Annotated in this window: 16 protein-coding genes; all 16 read right to left on the bottom strand. The window is 28.3% G+C overall.

What is annotated here, in order from left to right; translation table 11 throughout:
* Complete coding sequence (locus tag AWT65_RS02640; RefSeq protein WP_066729088.1) at positions 1–264, bottom strand: hypothetical protein; 264 nt, start codon at positions 262–264, stop codon at positions 1–3.
* A complete protein-coding gene (gene fni / locus AWT65_RS02635; protein ID WP_066729086.1) occupies positions 258–1,202 on the bottom strand; it encodes a type 2 isopentenyl-diphosphate Delta-isomerase in 945 nt (314 codons plus the stop codon). The genes AWT65_RS02640 and fni overlap by 7 nt, the downstream gene beginning before the upstream one ends.
* Positions 1,159–2,034 (bottom strand): mevalonate kinase family protein, encoded by an 876-nt coding sequence (locus AWT65_RS02630; protein ID WP_066729084.1) that lies wholly within the window; start codon positions 2,032–2,034, stop codon positions 1,159–1,161. Before AWT65_RS02630 ends, fni begins: the two co-directional genes overlap by 44 nt.
* Positions 2,028–2,930, bottom strand: a complete 903-nt coding sequence (gene mvaD, locus AWT65_RS02625; RefSeq protein WP_066729082.1) for a diphosphomevalonate decarboxylase — start codon at positions 2,928–2,930, stop codon at positions 2,028–2,030. Before mvaD ends, AWT65_RS02630 begins: the two co-directional genes overlap by 7 nt.
* Positions 2,912–3,700, bottom strand: coding sequence for a mevalonate kinase family protein (locus tag AWT65_RS02620; RefSeq protein ID WP_066729080.1), 789 nt, complete (start codon positions 3,698–3,700; stop codon positions 2,912–2,914). Before AWT65_RS02620 ends, mvaD begins: the two co-directional genes overlap by 19 nt.
* Positions 3,684–4,916, bottom strand: coding sequence for a hydroxymethylglutaryl-CoA reductase, degradative (locus AWT65_RS02615; protein WP_066729078.1), 1,233 nt, complete (start codon positions 4,914–4,916; stop codon positions 3,684–3,686). Before AWT65_RS02615 ends, AWT65_RS02620 begins: the two co-directional genes overlap by 17 nt.
* Positions 4,888–6,015 carry a hydroxymethylglutaryl-CoA synthase gene (locus AWT65_RS02610; RefSeq protein WP_066729237.1) on the bottom strand — a complete coding sequence of 376 codons (1,128 nt, stop codon included), beginning with the start codon at positions 6,013–6,015 and terminating at the stop codon, positions 4,888–4,890. Before AWT65_RS02610 ends, AWT65_RS02615 begins: the two co-directional genes overlap by 29 nt.
* Positions 6,016–6,019: 4 nt before the next feature.
* The gene (locus AWT65_RS02605; protein WP_066729076.1) at positions 6,020–7,111 is read right to left on the bottom strand and encodes a thiolase family protein; all 1,092 of its coding nucleotides are present in this window, start codon (positions 7,109–7,111) and stop codon (positions 6,020–6,022) included.
* A gap of 90 nt (positions 7,112–7,201) precedes the next feature.
* On the bottom strand, positions 7,202–7,654 hold the full coding sequence (locus AWT65_RS02600) for a nucleoside 2-deoxyribosyltransferase (protein WP_232292784.1): 453 nt from the start codon (positions 7,652–7,654) through the stop codon (positions 7,202–7,204).
* Positions 7,647–8,873 carry a phosphoglycerate kinase gene (locus tag AWT65_RS02595; RefSeq protein ID WP_066729074.1) on the bottom strand — a complete coding sequence of 409 codons (1,227 nt, stop codon included), beginning with the start codon at positions 8,871–8,873 and terminating at the stop codon, positions 7,647–7,649. Before AWT65_RS02595 ends, AWT65_RS02600 begins: the two co-directional genes overlap by 8 nt.
* A gap of 64 nt (positions 8,874–8,937) precedes the next feature.
* Entirely contained in the window at positions 8,938–9,948 is a 1,011-nt protein-coding gene (gene gap, locus AWT65_RS02590; RefSeq protein ID WP_066729072.1) for a type I glyceraldehyde-3-phosphate dehydrogenase, read from the bottom strand.
* 85 nt (positions 9,949–10,033) lie between these two features.
* Complete coding sequence (locus tag AWT65_RS02585) at positions 10,034–10,864, bottom strand: RluA family pseudouridine synthase (RefSeq protein ID WP_066729070.1); 831 nt, start codon at positions 10,862–10,864, stop codon at positions 10,034–10,036.
* Positions 10,864–13,368, bottom strand: a complete 2,505-nt coding sequence (locus AWT65_RS02580; RefSeq protein WP_066729068.1) for a DegV family protein — start codon at positions 13,366–13,368, stop codon at positions 10,864–10,866. The genes AWT65_RS02585 and AWT65_RS02580 overlap by 1 nt, the downstream gene beginning before the upstream one ends.
* 8 nt (positions 13,369–13,376) lie before the next feature.
* Complete coding sequence (locus AWT65_RS02575) at positions 13,377–15,164, bottom strand: ribonuclease J (RefSeq protein ID WP_066729066.1); 1,788 nt, start codon at positions 15,162–15,164, stop codon at positions 13,377–13,379.
* Positions 15,151–17,043: a penicillin-binding protein 2 gene (mrdA, locus tag AWT65_RS02570; RefSeq protein ID WP_157055043.1), complete on the bottom strand. Its 1,893-nt coding sequence runs from the start codon at positions 17,041–17,043 to the stop codon at positions 15,151–15,153. Before mrdA ends, AWT65_RS02575 begins: the two co-directional genes overlap by 14 nt.
* Before the next feature lie 4 nt (positions 17,044–17,047).
* The gene (rsfS, locus tag AWT65_RS02565; RefSeq protein WP_066729064.1) at positions 17,048–17,362 is read right to left on the bottom strand and encodes a ribosome silencing factor; all 315 of its coding nucleotides are present in this window, start codon (positions 17,360–17,362) and stop codon (positions 17,048–17,050) included.
* Positions 17,363–17,367 lie beyond the last annotated feature (5 nt).

Here is a 17,367-nt window from a genome sequence, read left to right as displayed (position 1 = left end):
TTAATCTAACTCCTTTGCCAATATATCTTTTAAATCTATTAATATATAATCAACTTCATCATATTTAATATTTTCTCCCTTATATTTTGAAAAATATACTATTTCATCTTTTTTTATATTTTTTATATCTTCTGATATTTCTATAACCCTAGCTTTTGTTATTTCTTGCTTAGTTGCAGAATCATTTAAAATAATTCCACTTTTTGTTTTTGTTTCATATTCTATAACTTTTACTAATAGTCTTTCTCCAATTGGTTTTAACATTTCATATCCTCCCATTTATTTTTTAATTCTTCCAAATTTTTTGAATCTGTTATTGCTATAATTGCTTTAATTTCATATATCCATTGCTTGAATATAGATATTATTTCATCATCATTTTTTTGTTCTAATAATTTTAAAATATACCCAGATATTCCTACAGCCTTTGCTCCCATAGCCAAACATTTTACAATTTGCAAAGGATTTTCTATACCTCCTGAAGCTATTATTTCTATATCATCCATATACTCTTGGGCATTAATTAAACTTTGCTTTAAATTATATCCTAAGTCATAGAGATATTCTCTTTTTAGCTTTCTTCTTCTATCCTCAATATATGCAAAATTAGTTCCACCTTGTGAACTAATATCTACAGTTTTTACACCCATAGTTTTTAATTTTTCTAATGTTTGCTTTGACATACCAAAACCTGTTTCTTTTAAAATTATTGGAACAGATATATTTTCAAGTGCTTGCCTTATATTTTCATTCCATTTAGCAAAATTTGTAGTCCCATCAAGCATCATAAATTCTTGTATTGGATTCAAATGTATTTGTAATATTTTAGATTCAGTTTTTTCAACAGCTTTTTTCATCTCATCAACACTTTTATCTGCCCCTATATTTATACCCTGACCTTTAGGATAATAATATGAAGCATCCTTCAAAGCAGGACTAAATGAACCTGAAAAAAAGAAAATGTCCAATTTTTTACAAATATATTCCAATCTTCTATTAATTACATTTGCCTTTTCACTTCCTCCAGTCATTGCATTTATGAAGAAAGGATATGTAAATTCCAAACCACAAAATTTTGTTTTAATATCTACCTCATCTATATTTACTTTTGGCAGACTAACATATATTAATTTAATATTAGCTAAAGTATCCTTTGTTTTACACTCTAAGGCATATTTCATATGCTGATCTTTTTTCAACATCTTCTAACCTCAATTCTATAGCAAAATCTCCCTTACCTGAACCACTTGTTTTTCTTCCAGGATAGTTCAAAATATATTTATTTAATTCCTTACTATGTATTAATATTTTACTAAAATTTTCCAAGTATATCAAATTAAGTCTTAGTTTTTCTACACAAGATATTAAATTATTTCCCAAGCCCTGACTTATACTTTTTTCTAATTCTAAGGTATATTTATTTGAGATATTAACAAAATTTAAAAATTCTTCTGTATTATACCATTTCCTTATTGGACTTATTTGCTTTGCTGTACTTGCTGGCTTACCACTCCAAAATGCTGTTATTTTAAGTAGTCCTTTAGGTTTTATTTTTTTTATCATATATTTTTCATTTTCATCTATGCTTTGATACAGAATTAAATCTTCATAACAGATGCAAGCGACATCGCCCATAGAACCTCTATTACCTGCTTTTCTCAAAGCTCTAACAGATAAAATGAAAAGATCTGCCTTTGTATATTTAATTTTCATATATTCTAATATTGCTTTTATAGTTACCACTACAACACTGGCAGATGAACCTAAACCAAACTTTGTTCCCTTAGTATATAGATCTGTTGTGTATTTATAGTTAAATTTTTCATATTTTTTTGCAAATATGAAGGCTTGTTCTCTTGCATATTTTAATAGTTCTTGCTTATCTTCAACTGTACTTTCGACACTTTCTTCATCTGATTTTTCTATTTCTAAATATGTATATTTTTTAACAGGTGCAAGAATTGCAAACGAGCCCGGCATTAAAATTGCGTACTCACCTGCTAAATATATTTTTGACATTGCTTTAACTAACATTCTACTATCCTTTTTCCAAATTGTTTTTCTAAAATATCATATACTTTTTTTCTATCTTTTTCTTGAAATAAGACCTTAACATTAGGCCCTGCATCAGTAGTATAATATATTTCAATACCCCTATTTTCTCTTATCTTTTTTACATATTCTATTGCTTTTTCACTTTCCTCATTCAAATATGTAAAAGAAGGGCTTGCAGTTTTCATTGTTAAATGCATTAATTCTGTACTTTTTTCCATATTTTCACCTAAAGTATTAAAATCATTATTTTTCAAAGCTCTTTTTGCATTTTTAAAATATATTTCATTATTTTTCATCCAAGTCCCTATTAATGGCGAGGTCTCTTTACATCTTTGCATAGCAAGTCTACTAGAAATTTTCTTTTTATCTTTAGAAATTAAGATTACAAACATTGCTAAGTTTAACTTGCTTTTTATTTCATATATATCTCCATATTTTGTAAAAGCACAAATATTATATAAAGACCTGCTAGCAGAACCTGAACCTATACTTGCAACCTTGGCTATTTTTTGCTTATTAAAATTCAAATTAAAATATCTATTAAGCTCTTTTGTTAATGCACAATAAGCAGAAGCACTTGAGGCTAAACCAGCTGCAGTTGGCATGGTATTTTTACTAACTATTTTTATTTTTTCTCTTTTAGGAACTATTTTATTTACAAAGGAAAAAATTTTTTTAGTTTCTTCTTCATTTTGTATTTCCCCATTTAATATGAATATATCCTTAGAATTTTTTTCTATTTTTGTTTCAGTATAAAATTTTTTTGATAAAAGTGATATACTTGAAACCAAAGGTTTTAGATATGGATCATATTTATTCTTACACCAATATTTTATCATGGCTATATTCATATATGCTATACTCTTACTATCCAACAGCCTTCTACTCCTTCTTTTTTCATTTCTTTTTTTAATTTAATTGCTTGTTTTTTATTTTTGCATAGAGCTATTATACAGCCTCCCATTCCTGAACCTGTTATTTTCGCTCCTAGACTGTTATATTTTGCCTTTTTTACAAGTCTATCTATTCTTTCATTACTTAGACCCAATTTAACTAATTGTTCTTGTGCTTTATAAAAAAGCTCACCTAATTTATATATTTTTTTATCATAATAGGATTTTATAGCCTCTTCTGTTATTTCACCTAATTTATCTATTATATCTATTCTATTCAGCATTCTAACTTGCTCAACTGCCTTTTTTGTACTAGACTGTATACCACTATCAATAATAGTAATATATCCTTCCAATTTAGTATTTATATAGATATTTTCCTTACCCTTCTCAAAAATCAAACTTTTTTCTGAACAAATAACCGAACTATCTATACCACTAGGATTACCATGTGCTTTTATCTCAGCTATTTTAGCTATCTTATTTTCATCTGCTCCAACTAACCTTGACATTGCAACTGGTAAGGCTGCTGACGAACCTAATCCCCTTGATATTGGTATATTAGATTTTATTTTTATATATTCTTTAATATTTAATAAATTTTTTATATATTCCACATAGTCATTTTGAAAACATTTTTCTTTTGTTTTTTTTACTTTTATTTTTAATTCCCTTATTGGAATAGCTAATGCTCTTTTACCATAAACTACGCTATGTTCTCCAAATAAAATAATTTTAGCAATGGCTTCCATTTCTAAGATCTCCTAATATTTTTTTTGCTTCTTCTATATTTATTTTATTCTTTTCTATCATTTTTTGTATTACATATTCACTTTCATCTTCTTTTGCACCTATAAAACTAGCTATAGATTTTGCATGTAATTTCATATGCCCTTTTTGTATTCCTACAGTTACTAAAGCTCGTAAGGCTGCAAAATTCTGTGCCAAGCCAAGAGCTACAGCTATTTTTGACAATTCTTTTGCATCTGGATTTTTTAGAATATCTAAAGCTATTTTACTTGCTGGATTAAGACCTATAGATCCCCCAAAAGTGGCTATAGCCATAGGTATTATTAAATTACCTCTTAATTTTTCTCCATCAAAAGTCCATGTTGTAAGTGATGAATATTGCCCACTTCTACTAGCATAAGCATGACCTGCTGCTTCTATTGCACGCCAATCATTTCCAGTTGCTATAGCTAGAGCATCTATACCATTGAATATTCCCTTATTATTTGTAGTTGCTCTATATACATCTACATTAGCAAATTCACAGGCTAAAGTCATTTTTTCACCAAAATTTTTTTCTACCTTAATTTCAACCTTTGCTTCTACCAAACACTCAGTTGAATAATTAGATAAAATACTCATTAATTTTTTAGCTTCTAGAATTTCAACTACCACTTGACTTATTGATTCTAACATAGTATTTACCATATTAGCTCCCATTGCATCAAGAGTATCTACATAAAGATATATTATGCAAAATTTTCCCTTTTTTTCTACTTTTATATCCCTTGCTCCTCCACCCAATTTTACTAATTGTTCTTGAGTAGAATTTGCAATTTGTAATAATTCTTCTTTTTTTGCTAATATTTCATTTATGTCTTTTTTTATGTCATATAAGGCTATTTGCCCTATTACTTCTCTATTCTTTATATCAACTTCAATATTTCCTAAAAGTTTTGCTGCATTACTTGCCGCTGCTATAACAGAAGGTTCTTCAACTGCCATTGGTATTACATATTCTTCATTATTTATTACAAAATTGGTAGCAAGTCCTAAAGGTAAACCTAAAACACTTATTTGATTTTCAATCATATTATTAGCTATTTCATTAGATAATATTTCTGTCTTCTCCAATGCTTTATAATTTTCAAAAGAAACATATTCCCTTAAAATATCAATTCTTTCATTCCTTGTCTTTAGATAATATTTATTAAATTTTTCTTTCATATTTTCTTTCATTATTGAATATACCTTTTAAATATATTTCTTCTCCTTCTATATTTTCATTTTCTATATCTTCTTTTACTTCTTCAAAAAATTTTGTTTCATATTCTAAAACACTTAATCTTATTCTATTTTCAAAGAGTTTCTTATTTTCTTCTATTCTTAAATATTTTTCATAGCCTTCAACTATTTTCATTGTAAAAAATTCACTAACTGCTCCTGAACCATAACTATATAACCCAATTATATCGCCTTCTTTAAATTTAGCATTGTCTAGTAATGAAACAAGGCTTAAAAATAAAGAACCTGTATAAATATTTCCTACTTCCTTATTATATTTCACAGCTTCCTGAAGCTTATTTTCTAAATTTTCTTTTTCTATTCTTTTCAAACCCTTAAAGGCTAACTTTGGATAAGGTACATGCAAACAAATTGCACTATAGTCTTTTTCACCATATTTTCTTTCAAATTCTTTATATACTTTTTCTAAAGAATCTAAATATGTTTCTGTTGATAATTTCCCACGAGCTATAGCATAAATACTATTATTTGGTCTAAAAAAGTCCATGACATCCTTTGTGTAACTAACTTTTTCATTGCTTATTTCTAATATTCTCGGATTCTTTGTTATTAACATTGCAACAGCTCCTGCACCTTGAGTAGCTTCTCCAGCTGTATTTATACCATATTTTGCTATATCTGTTGCTATTACTAATACTTTACTATTTTCATTTTCTAATATATGTGCCTTTGCCAAAAGTAGAGCTGCTGTTGCCCCATAACAGGCTTGTTTAATTTCAATACTTCTACAAAATTCATTAATTCCAAGTAAAGAATGAATAAATGCTGAACTTGATTTTGATTGATCAACACCTGTTTCTGTTCCAACTATTATCATGTCTATATCTTTTTTATCTTCTTCATCCAAAATTTTATCTGCTGCCATTGTAGCCATACTTACTATATCTTGGTTTTTACAAGTTATAGACATTTTATTAAGACCTAACCCTATTAGATATTTATTTGGATCAACACCTCTTTTTTCAGCTAAATCCTTTATGTCTAAATAATATTTAGGTATATGAATACCAATTTTATCTATTCCTATTTTCATCTTACTACCTTTCAATTAAAACTGCTAAACCTTGTCCTCCTCCAACACAAAGACTAGCTATTCCTCTTTTAGAATTTCTTCTCTTCATTTCATTTATTAATGTTACTATTATTCTAGCTCCACTTGCACCTATAGGATGTCCTAGAGCTAATGCTCCCCCATTTACATTAACTTTTTTCTCATCTATTTTTAATTCTCTAATGCAAGCTATTACTTGGCTTGCAAATGCTTCATTTATTTCAAATAAATCTATATCAGAAATATCTATTTTTTCTATAGCCACTGTCTTTTTAATTGCTTCAACTGGACCTAGCCCCATATATTTAGGATCAAGTCCCACACATGAAATATTTTTTATATATCCCAAAATTTCTAAATTGAGTTCTTTTGCAACTTTATCTTCCATCAAAAGAAGTATTGCAACTCCATCGTTTAATCCTGTTGAATTACCTGCTGTTACAACACCATCTTTTAAAAATGCTGGTTTTAATTTAGATAATTTTTCTATATTTTGTCCCAACCTAATATGCTCATCAGTTGATATATCAACTAGTTCTACAATTTCTTCTTTTAATTTATCTAAATTTTCTATAGCTTTTTTTGTACTATTTAATGAAAATTTATCACAGTCTTCTCTTGTAATACCATATTTTTTTGCTACATTCTCAGCTGTCATTCCCATATGATAATTATTAAATACATCAGTTAGCCCATCAGAAAGTAATAAAGAATAGTCTACATTACTCATATTTTCTAAGCCTCCAACTAAAACTATCTTACTTTTACCTAGAAGTATAGAATTAGCTCCTAATTCCACAGCTTTCATCCCTGAACCACATACCATATTAACTGTATATGAACTAGCTTTTATTGGAACCCCTGATTTAATTGATATTTGTCTTGCAACATTTTGACCATAGCCTGATTGCATTACCATACCCATTATTACTTCGTCAACTTTATTTATATTTTTTTTATCTATACTTTTTTTTATTAATTTTGTTGCAATATCAACAATATTTTTATCTAAAAGACTTTTTTTATAGCCTCCTATAGCCGTTCTCTTAGCTAAAACTATTGCTACTTTTTTTTCCACTAAAAAATCACCTTCTTTTGAAAAGAGTTACTTTAATTATATCACATTTTAATGTTTAGTTAAATATTTCAAGCATTTAAAAATAGCAGGTTATTTAATACCTGCTAATTTTAAATTTTTTATTACTTCATCAAATGAATAAACTAAAACACCATATTTTAATACTGCTCCTAATACGAAATGATTCATAGCATAACTTGGTATTTCATACTTATTCGCAGATTTTAATCTAATATCTGAATTTACTCCTATTATTTTTTTACCATAAGCTATGGCAAGCCCTAATTCAATCATTACTCCAGCATCTTCATTTGTTAAATCAAAAATTGCAATATCGCAATCTTTAACTGCTTTTGCATCTGCTTCATAAATTTCTTGAGGTGTCGGCAAGCTTTGCTTATTTTCATTGAAAGGTTGTTCTATTGGATTAAATATATCTAAAGTTGAAAAATTTTCCCTTAATAGTTTACCTTCTTTTATTCTTTGTGAAACCTCAGCTTCGTTAAATAAAGCTCCAGCTAAATATACTTTCACTTTATTCACAACTACAACCACAACTTTTATTTGCTATTGCAGCAAGACCAGGTAAAACTTTTCCTTCTAGGTATTCAAGTGATGCTCCTCCACCAGTTGAAATATGTGAGAATTTATCGCTATATCCTAATTGAATAGCTGCTGCTGCTGAATCTCCACCACCTATAATAGTTATTGCATCTTTTAAATTAGCTATTGCTTCACAAACACCTATAGTTCCTTTTGCATAATTGCTCATTTCAAATACTCCCATAGGTCCGTTCCATACAACAGTCTTAGCTCCTTCTAATTCTTTTTTGAATAAAGTAACTGTTGCTTCACCTATATCAAGTCCCATATCATCTGCTTCTATTGCTTCTACAGAAACTGTTTTATGTGCTGCATCATTATTAAATTCTTTTGCTACTACTGTATCTATAGGTAAAACTAATTTAACTCCTTTAGCTTCTGCTTTTTTCATAATTTCTTTTGCTAAATCTAATTTATCTTCTTCTAATAATGATTTTCCTGTATTTAATCCCTTAGCTTTTAGGAAAGTAAACATCATTCCACCACCAATTAGAATTTTATCTGCTTTTTCAATTAAATTTTCTATAACAGCAATTTTATCTGAAACCTTAGCTCCTCCTAAAATAGCTACATATGGTTTTTTAGGATTATCTACTGCTCCTCCTAAGAATTCAATTTCTTTTTCCATTAAGAAACCTACTGCTGTATTTTCTTTTAGATTTGCTGAAATTCCTACATTTGAAGCATGTGCTCTATGTGCTGTACCAAAAGCATCATTTACAAACATATCTCCTAAACTTGCCCAATATTTACCTAATTCTTCATTATTTTTTGATTCTTTTTTACCATCTAAATCTTCAAATCTTGTGTTTTCAAACATTAAGATTTCACCATTATGCAAATTATTAATTGCAGCTTCTAATTCAGCCCCTCTTGTTTCAGGAACAAATTTAACTTCTTTTCCTAATAATTCTGCTAATCTCTTAGATACTGGTAATAAAGTTTTGCTTTTTTTATCTGCTTCTTCTTTAATTCTTCCTAAATGTGAAAAAGCTATAACTTTTGCACCTTTTTCTAATAAATATTTTAAAGTTGGTAAAGCTGCTTTTATTCTATTATCATCTTTTATTACACCATCTTTGATAGGTACATTAAAATCTACTCTAACTAAAACTTTTTTACCTGTTACATCTAAATCTCTAACTGTTTTCTTTTTCATGTCTTCCTCCAAAATAAGGCCTCCGGCAATTTGCTGGAAGCCTTCATTAATTTTTTATATTAACTTATTTTGATAATTCAACAAAATATTTTAATGTTCTTATTAATTGAGCTGTATATGACATTTCATTATCGTACCAAGCTACAGTCTTAACTAATTGTTTGTCTCCTGCTTCGATAACTTTTGTTTGTGTAGCATCAAATATTGAACCAAAGTGGCTTCCAACTATATCAGATGATACGATTGGATCTTCATTATATCCAAATGATTCATTTGCTGCTTTCTTCATAGCTTCATTAACTTCTTCTACAGTTACTTTTTTCTTTAAAACAGTTACTAATTCTGTTAATGATCCAGTAGGTACTGGTACTCTTTGTGCAGCACCATCTAATTTACCTGCTAATGATGGTATAACTAATTTAATTGCTTTTGCTGCACCTGTTGTATTAGGAACAATATTTACAGCTGCTGCTCTTGCTCTTCTAAAGTCACCTTTTCTATGAGGTGCATCTAATGTGTTTTGGTCTCCTGTATAAGCGTGTATTGTTGTCATTGAACCACATTCAATTCCAAATACTTTTTCTAATACATTTGCCATAGGTGCTAAACAGTTTGTAGTACATGAAGCTCCTGAAATAACTGTTTCTGAACCATCTAAGATTTCATGATTTACATTATATACAACTGTTTTAACTCCTTCACCTTTTGCTGGTGCTGAAATAACAACTTTTTTAGCTCCTGCTTTAATATGTGCTTCTGCTTTTTCTTTCTTAACAAAGAATCCTGTACATTCTAATACTACGTCTACTCCTAATTCTCCCCAAGGTAATTCTTCTGGATTTGCATTACTGAATGATTTAATTGTTTTACCATTAACAACAAATGCTCCTTCTTCTACCTTAATTTCTCCATCAAATCTTCCTTGTGATGAATCGTATTTGAATAAGTGTGCTAACATTGCAGGATCTGTCAAATCATTAACTGCAACTACATCAAATTCTGGATCATTGATCATAAGTCTTAATGCAAGACGTCCTATTCTTCCAAATCCATTTATTGCCACTTTTACTGACATAATATATACCTCCTTAATTTTAAAAACACGTTAGTTTTTTAACATATTCATTATAGCATTTTTTTATATTTTTTTAAATATTTTTTTATATTTTTTTCATATCTTCATATTCTTCTATCTCTATATGTTGTTTTTTCTTAGTTCTTGGATGATTAAATTCAAGACTATATGCATGTAACATTTGTCTTTTAACCTTATGTAAAGATGTAGAATTATATAATTTATCTCCTAGTATCGGATGTCCTATTGACTTTAAATGCACCCTTATCTGATGTGTTCTTCCTGTAAAAAGTTCACATTCTATTAAACTAATATCTTTATCTTCTATATATTTAAGCGGTCTCACAACAGTTTTTGCATATTGACCCCTATCATCAATTATTCTTTTTAATTCTTGATCTGGCTTGAATATAGGCTTTTCTATTACAATTTCTTTTTCTATTTTTCCTTCAACTAAGGCTAAATATTTTTTTCTTACTTCTCCAAAATTTTGTAAAAAAGCCTGCGTATATGCATTTTTTGCTATAATTATCAAGCCTGTTGTATCCATATCTAGTCTATTATAGAACCTAGGCACTATATTTAAATAAGCTACTATTCCATTTGCTAAAGTTACATCTACTTTTTTTAATGTAGGATGTGTCACAAGTCCATAAGGTTTATTTATTATTAAAAGATCTGAGTCTTCAAATACAATATCTAAATCCATTGCTATAGGCTCAATATTCGTCTTTTTTTCTTTTTCTTCTACAAATAAAATACCACTAGAAGGTAATTTTTTTGTTAGTCTGACCAACTTATTATCCAAATAAACCCTAACTTTTCTAAGGCTCCTACTAGAATAATTCTGTATTTCTCTTAGATATTGTCCTATTTTCATTCTTTGTGTGCTTTTATCCAATTTATATTTTTTCATTATAGTAATTTAGGTATTAATAGAACTCCATATACTGGTCCTGCATGTGTTCCAACTGTTGCTCCTATTTCTTTTATTGAACCTAAAAGTGTAACCTTTCTATTATTTTTATATATTGAAATTATTTTATTAATTTGTTCTAATTGAGCATTTGTTCCACCTGAAGCAGCCATAATATACAAACTATGAACTTTTAATTTTTCATTTATGCATCTTTCTATATATTTATTAACTGCAGCATCTCCACCTAGAACTTTCTTTTCTACAAATAAAGCTCCATCCGATATTGATATAACAGGTTTTAAATTTAAGAAATCTCCTATTGTTTGGGCAGTTTTTGAAATTCTTCCACCTCTTTGTAAATATTTCAAGCTATTAACAACTATATATAATTTACTTCTTTCTATAAATTTATCCAAATATTCTTTTATTTCTTCTATTCCATAGCCTTTTTTAACTAATTTAGCTGCTTGTATAACCATATAACCTAATTGGATTGAAATAGCTTTAGAGTCATAAATAATAATGTCATTTTCTCTTTTTATCATTTCTCTTGCTAATTTCATTACTTGTTGTGTTCCAGATAATTTACTTGAAAGAGGTATAATCAAAATCTTTTTGTAACCCCTTCTAAATAACATATTATATGTATTTACAAGTTCCTTTGGTGCTGGTTGAGCTGTTCTAAATACTTTTTCTTCATTAACTAGCATATTCCAAAATTCTAATTTAGATATATTTTCTTCATCCCTATATTCTTTACCATCACAATCCATTCTTGTAGGTATTACAGTAACATTCATATTAACAACATCATTTGCATTCAATTCTGAAGCAGAATCTGTAATAATTGCAATTTCAGGTTGATCTTTTGGTTTATTTTCAATGTAAATATAGTAAGAATAATTTTCTTGTTGTCCATTTATAATTTGAATATTTTCTGTTAATTTTACTTTTAAATTTTTTAATTTTTCTATAATATTTTCATATTTATTTTTACCTTCAACGACAGTTAAAGTAAGAGTATCTTCTGTAATTAAATTTTCAATTATTTTATCTACAGCTTCTTCCAAAGTTTTTGTTACAAATTTAATTTTTGTATTTAATAAAGTTAAATAATCCCCTTCTTTAATCTCCATACCGTCTACTACGGTTTCTCTTACAGCTTTAGTAATTTCTATAGAACTATTTATAGAATTTAGTCTACCTCTTTCTTCCATAGTCAACTTAGGATATCTTAAATAAAACATCCCTTCAAGCATTGTCTTTGTTGGTATAACTATTAAAGGCTTATTTGTTTTATCCATAGCAAGATTAGCTGCTGCTATTACATTTTTATTATTTGGCAGAATGTATATATTGCTATATTCTTCAACTTTTTCAATTGCATTTAATATATCATTTACACTTGGATTTTGACCTTGCCCACCTAAAATTACTGCATTAGCTCCTAATTTCAAAAATTCATCTTTTAATGCTAAAGTATCAGCAAGTATTATATATGCATCTTTTCTTAAAAATTTAGCTTGATTTACAAATATTTTAGCCTTTTCATTTTCAGATTTTAATACATTTTCATTTTGTATTTTCATATTTTCTATTTTTACTTTTTCTAATTCTCCACTCTTACAAGCCTTATCAATAACTATAACTGGATCATTAGTATGTATATGAACTTTAAATTTTTTACTTGAATTAGCAAATACTGCTGAATCTCCTAATTCCAATAATTCTGATTTTATTTGTTCTCTATCAAAATCTGCCTTTGTTTGAATTATAAACTCGGTACAAAATTTATATTTTATATCATCTTGATTATGATCTATTTTAAGTATTGTTTTGTCAAATTCACTTTCTACAACAGAAGCCTTTGTTAATAATTCAATCTGAGTCAATATTTTACTCATTCCTACAAAAAAGTAAAATAAACCTTGTCCTCCAGAATCAACAACGCCCGCTTCTTTTAGTTTGGGAAGTAGACTTGGTGTAAGTTCAACAGCTTCATGTGCTTTTTCAACTATTCCATCAATGAATTCATTAAAAGTTTCAACTTCTTTTATTTCATTAGCCTTTTCTGCTACAAGTCTTATAACTGTTAACATTGTACCTTCTACAGGTGTATCAACAACCTTATACGCTAAATCTTTTGCACAAGTTAATGCTTCTGCTACATCGCTAGGATATAGTCTTTTTTTATCTTTAATATTTGATAAAAAACCTGTAATAATTTGTGATAAAATTGTTCCAGAATTTCCTCTTGCTCCTGTTAAAACAGCATCTTCAACTATTTCAGCTAAATTTTCCATACTTATTTTATCATCTGTCTTATTTACAATATCATCTATCATTGTTTGGGCTGTCAAAGACATATTGGTCCCTGTATCTCCATCTGGTACTGGATAAACATTCAATTCATTCAAATATTTTTCATGCCTTTTTATCCATTTCCCCCCACCAATCAATACTCTTCTTAATCTTTTTGCATCTATATATTTTATACCCATAGGTCCTCCTATACCTCAAGAATTATCGGTAATATCATAGGTGATCTATCTGTTTTTTTATACAGATAATCTGATATTTTCTTTCTCAATATTTGTTTTATCTTTGCTTTATCAGAAATATTTTTACCTTCTATATTATTGAGTTCTAATTTTATCATTTCTTTTGCATCTGACAAAAGTTGTTCTGCATTTTTTACATAAACAAAACCTTTTGTTACTATTTCTATATTTTCTCCAAATTTACCTGTTTTATACAAAGGAATATTTGCAACAAAGATACCATCGTCTGCCATGCTTTGTCTATCTTTCAATACACTATTTCCCACATCATTAATTCTACTACCATCTATTAAGGTAAGTCCTGCTGGGACCTTATCTACTACTTTAAAAGTATCATGAGTTAATTCCATTTTAAACCCATTTTCTGCAAGTATTACATTTTCTGGTTTTACACCTGTTAATATAGCAAGTTCTCTATGTTTTTTTAACATGCTATATTCTCCATGCACAGGCATAAAGAATGTTGGCTTAACCAAATTTAACATTAATTTTAATTCTTCTTGACTTGCATGCCCTGAAACATGAACTCCAACCGATCTTTCAAAGACTACATCTGCTTGTTTTTTTAATAATTGATTTACATTTTTACTTGTAGCCTTTTCATTACCCGGTATAGGTGTTGATGAAATTATAACAGTATCATTTTCCCTTAAAGTTATATATTTGTGTGTTCCATTTGCAATTCTTGATAAGGCTGCTAAAGGTTCTCCTTGTGTTCCTGTACAAATAATCATAACCTTATCTTCTTGCATTTTTTCTGCCTGTGTTATATCTATCATTATATCTTTTGGCACATCTAAATATCCTAATTTTTCACAAATATCAAATATCTTTAGCATACTTCTACCGTCAATAGCAATTTTTCTCCCAAATTGTGCTGCAACATTTATTATTTGTTGTATTCTATGAACATGTGATGCAAATGCTGCAAGTATAACTCTACCCTTTGCTTTTGATACCTCTTCAGCTATATTTTTACCTACAGATTTTTCTGAAGGTGTATAACCTGGAACTAAGGCATTTGTACTATCAGCAAGTAATAAGTCTACCCCTTTTTCTCCTAATTTTGATAAACTTGCAAAGTCAAAACCTTCACCTTTTACTGGTGATAAATCAATTTTAAAATCTCCAGTATGTACTATAGTAGCTCCTGGTGTTCTTATACAAATTGCACAGGCATCTGCAATACTATGTGTTATACTTATAAATTCAGCTGTAAAATATTTTGATATTTTAATAACTTTTTTTGGTACTACTGTATGTACCTTAGGTTTTTTTATGTCTTTTCTTTCAAACTTTGATTTTGCTAAGGCAATAGATAATTTTGTACCATACATTTCTATACTATTACCTAATTTTTGATATAAATAAGGTATAGCACCTATATGATCTTCATGCCCATGTGTAATTAATAAAGCTTTTATTTTACTAACATTTGCTTCTAAAAATGATAAATTAGGTATAATTAAATCTATACCCAAATGTTCATCAGATGGAAAAGATAAACCTGCATCTACTATTATCATTTCATCTTTGTACATAAATGCTGTCATATTTTTTCCAACTTCTTCTAAACCTCCTAGAGGAATTACATAAGTTTTTTCTGTACTAGTTCCTTCATCATCTACAGGTCTTTTTTTTCTAATTGTTCTTTTTACAATTTTATTTTTAACTGTTTTAGGCATAGAAGTTAATTCTTGTAGTTTTTTTGATAATTTAACCTTATTTTCTTCCATCTATTTCTTGTTCTCCTTTCTTGTAGTATCTTTCAATAAAAGCTCTAGCTTTTTGACCTGCAGCTACTCCACCATAACCTCCATTTTCTACTAAGGCTACAAAGGCTATTTTTGGTTTATCTGCTGGGAAATATCCTGCTATCCATGAATGATTATTCCCCCCAGCATTTTGTGCTGTACCTGTTTTAGCTGCTACCGTTACATAAGGTAATTGTAATACTTTTGCTGTTCCTCCAGCTCCTACTACTGGTAATCTCAAAGCTTTTTGCATTTCTCTTATTGAATTTATATTTACATTTAATTTTTTTCTTATTTTTGTTTCATTATTTTTAGAGTTACCTTGGGCATCTACAAATCTATCTACTAATGTTGGATACAACATTACTCCATCATTTGCTATTGTTTGATATATCATAAGAACTTGCATAGGTGTAAGTAATAAATAACCTTGACCTATAGACATATTTATCATATCTCCCGGTAACCAAACTTGTTGTTGTCTTTTCTTAAATTTCTTTTTCTTCCAATCTGGTGTTGGTAACAAACCATCTTGTTCTCCAAAAAGATCTATTCCTGTCTTTTGACCTATACCAAATTCTCTAGCGATTCTAAAGAAATTATCTCTAGGTATACGCATTATAAAATTATAGTAATATGAATTTACTGATTGTTCTATTGATTTATAGAAATTTGTGAATCCATGTCCTACAGAATGAGCATCTCTAAATGTTACTCCTCCATATGTAAATGATCCTGTTGAATTTATACCTTCATTAACATTTATACCTGATTCCAAAAAAGAAATTCCTGTAACTGCCTTAAATGTTGAACCAGGTGGGTATAGTCCAGATATTCCCTTATTAACCAAAGGTGTTGATTTAGAATTAACTAAATTATTCCAATCATTTTGATTTATTTTTGAGCTTAATAAATTTGAGTCTATCTCTGGTGAACTAACAAAGGTCAATATTTTACCTGTATTAACATCTATTGCAATGAAAGCACCGGGTGCTCCTGCAAAGACATCAGTCATATAGCTTTGTAAATCACTATCTATTGATAAGTATATATTATCTCCACCTATAGCAGTTGTTTCATCTATTTTTTTTATAACATTTCCTTTTACATCAACTTCTACAAATTCCTGACCATTAATACCCTTTAGTTGCTTGTCATATTGTTTTTCTATTCCTTTTTTCCCAATCAAATCATCAACTAAATATCCACTATCTTTTAAAGTTTTATACTCATCTGATGAAATCAATTTTACATAACCCAAAATATGAGAAGCTAATTTTCCAAATGGATAACTTCTTTTATTATACTCAACTATATCAATTCTATCATTTGGCAATTTTTCTACTTCTCTCATAGCTAAGTCTTGAGGTATATCATCAACTACAGTAATTTCCTTATCAACTCCCATAATTGGTGTCTTATAAAAAGTATCTAAAATTTCATCAAAGCTTGTATTTGATATTTTAGAAATATATGAAATATCAAAATATATTTCATCTAATTTACTTTTTTGCTTAGGTTTAAGTGTATTATATTCTCTTTTATCATTCAAAAACATTTGTTTTAATATATTTTTTTCTTCTACACTCATAGTTTTAGTATCAAAATGTATTATTTTATAACCTGTACTATTATCCGCTAAAACAACTCCATTTCTATCATAAATTTTTCCTCTACTAGCTTTTACAATATTTTCTCTCAAGCTATTTTTTACTGCTTTTTCTCTATACATATCTCCATTTAAAATTTGAAGATAAAATAATCTTAAAATTAATAATAGAAATATTGCACCTACTATGAAGATAAAATAAGTAGTTCTTTTACCTTCATCTTCAGTATCCATAACTCTTTTAGCTTTCATCTACTTAAATTTCTCCATAAAATCCATCTAATTCATAATATTCTCTTGCTTCTTTTGTGAATACATTAACTATTATATCTTCTCCATCTATTAAAACCCATTCACTATCTTCTAAACCTTCTACAGATTTAACCACATCTAAATTATCCTTTATTGCATCAACTATAGCTGAAATATTTCTTTTTGAACTCCCAGTACAAAGTATTGAATAATCATAAAAAGGTGTTTTCCCTTCCATAGGATAAACTTTAATATCCATTCCTTTTTTATCTTCAATTGCTGAAACTATTTTGTCTAATCTTAATTTTATATCTAACATTTTTC

Origin of the sequence: Sneathia sanguinegens, assembly GCF_001517935.1 — a bacterium.
GTDB lineage: Bacteria > Fusobacteriota > Fusobacteriia > Fusobacteriales > Leptotrichiaceae > Sneathia > Sneathia sanguinegens.
The sequence above is the reverse complement of the archived record's forward strand: the minus strand, read 5'-3'. Positions and strand labels throughout refer to the sequence as shown.

Bases quoted from the DNA above. Each gene is read 5' to 3' on its own strand.
- AWT65_RS02640 (WP_066729088.1), bottom strand. From the start codon at position 264: ATGTTAAAACCAATTGGAGAAAGACTATTAGTAAAAGTTATAGAATAT.
- fni (WP_066729086.1), bottom strand. From the start codon at position 1,202: ATGTTGAAAAAAGATCAGCATATGAAATATGCCTTAGAGTGTAAAACA.
- AWT65_RS02630 (WP_066729084.1), bottom strand. From the start codon at position 2,034: ATGTTAGTTAAAGCAATGTCAAAAATATATTTAGCAGGTGAGTACGCA.
- AWT65_RS02620 (WP_066729080.1), bottom strand. From the start codon at position 3,700: ATGGAAGCCATTGCTAAAATTATTTTATTTGGAGAACATAGCGTAGTT.
- AWT65_RS02615 (WP_066729078.1), bottom strand. From the start codon at position 4,916: ATGAAAGAAAATATGAAAGAAAAATTTAATAAATATTATCTAAAGACA.
- AWT65_RS02610 (WP_066729237.1), bottom strand. From the start codon at position 6,015: ATGAAAATAGGAATAGATAAAATTGGTATTCATATACCTAAATATTAT.
- AWT65_RS02595 (WP_066729074.1), bottom strand. From the start codon at position 8,873: ATGAAAAAGAAAACAGTTAGAGATTTAGATGTAACAGGTAAAAAAGTT.
- gap (WP_066729072.1), bottom strand. From the start codon at position 9,948: ATGTCAGTAAAAGTGGCAATAAATGGATTTGGAAGAATAGGACGTCTT.
- AWT65_RS02585 (WP_066729070.1), bottom strand. From the start codon at position 10,864: ATGAAAAAATATAAATTGGATAAAAGCACACAAAGAATGAAAATAGGA.
- AWT65_RS02580 (WP_066729068.1), bottom strand. From the start codon at position 13,368: ATGGGTATAAAATATATAGATGCAAAAAGATTAAGAAGAGTATTGATT.
- AWT65_RS02575 (WP_066729066.1), bottom strand. From the start codon at position 15,164: ATGGAAGAAAATAAGGTTAAATTATCAAAAAAACTACAAGAATTAACT.
- mrdA (WP_157055043.1), bottom strand. From the start codon at position 17,043: ATGAAAGCTAAAAGAGTTATGGATACTGAAGATGAAGGTAAAAGAACT.
- rsfS (WP_066729064.1), bottom strand. From the start codon at position 17,362: ATGTTAGATATAAAATTAAGATTAGACAAAATAGTTTCAGCAATTGAA.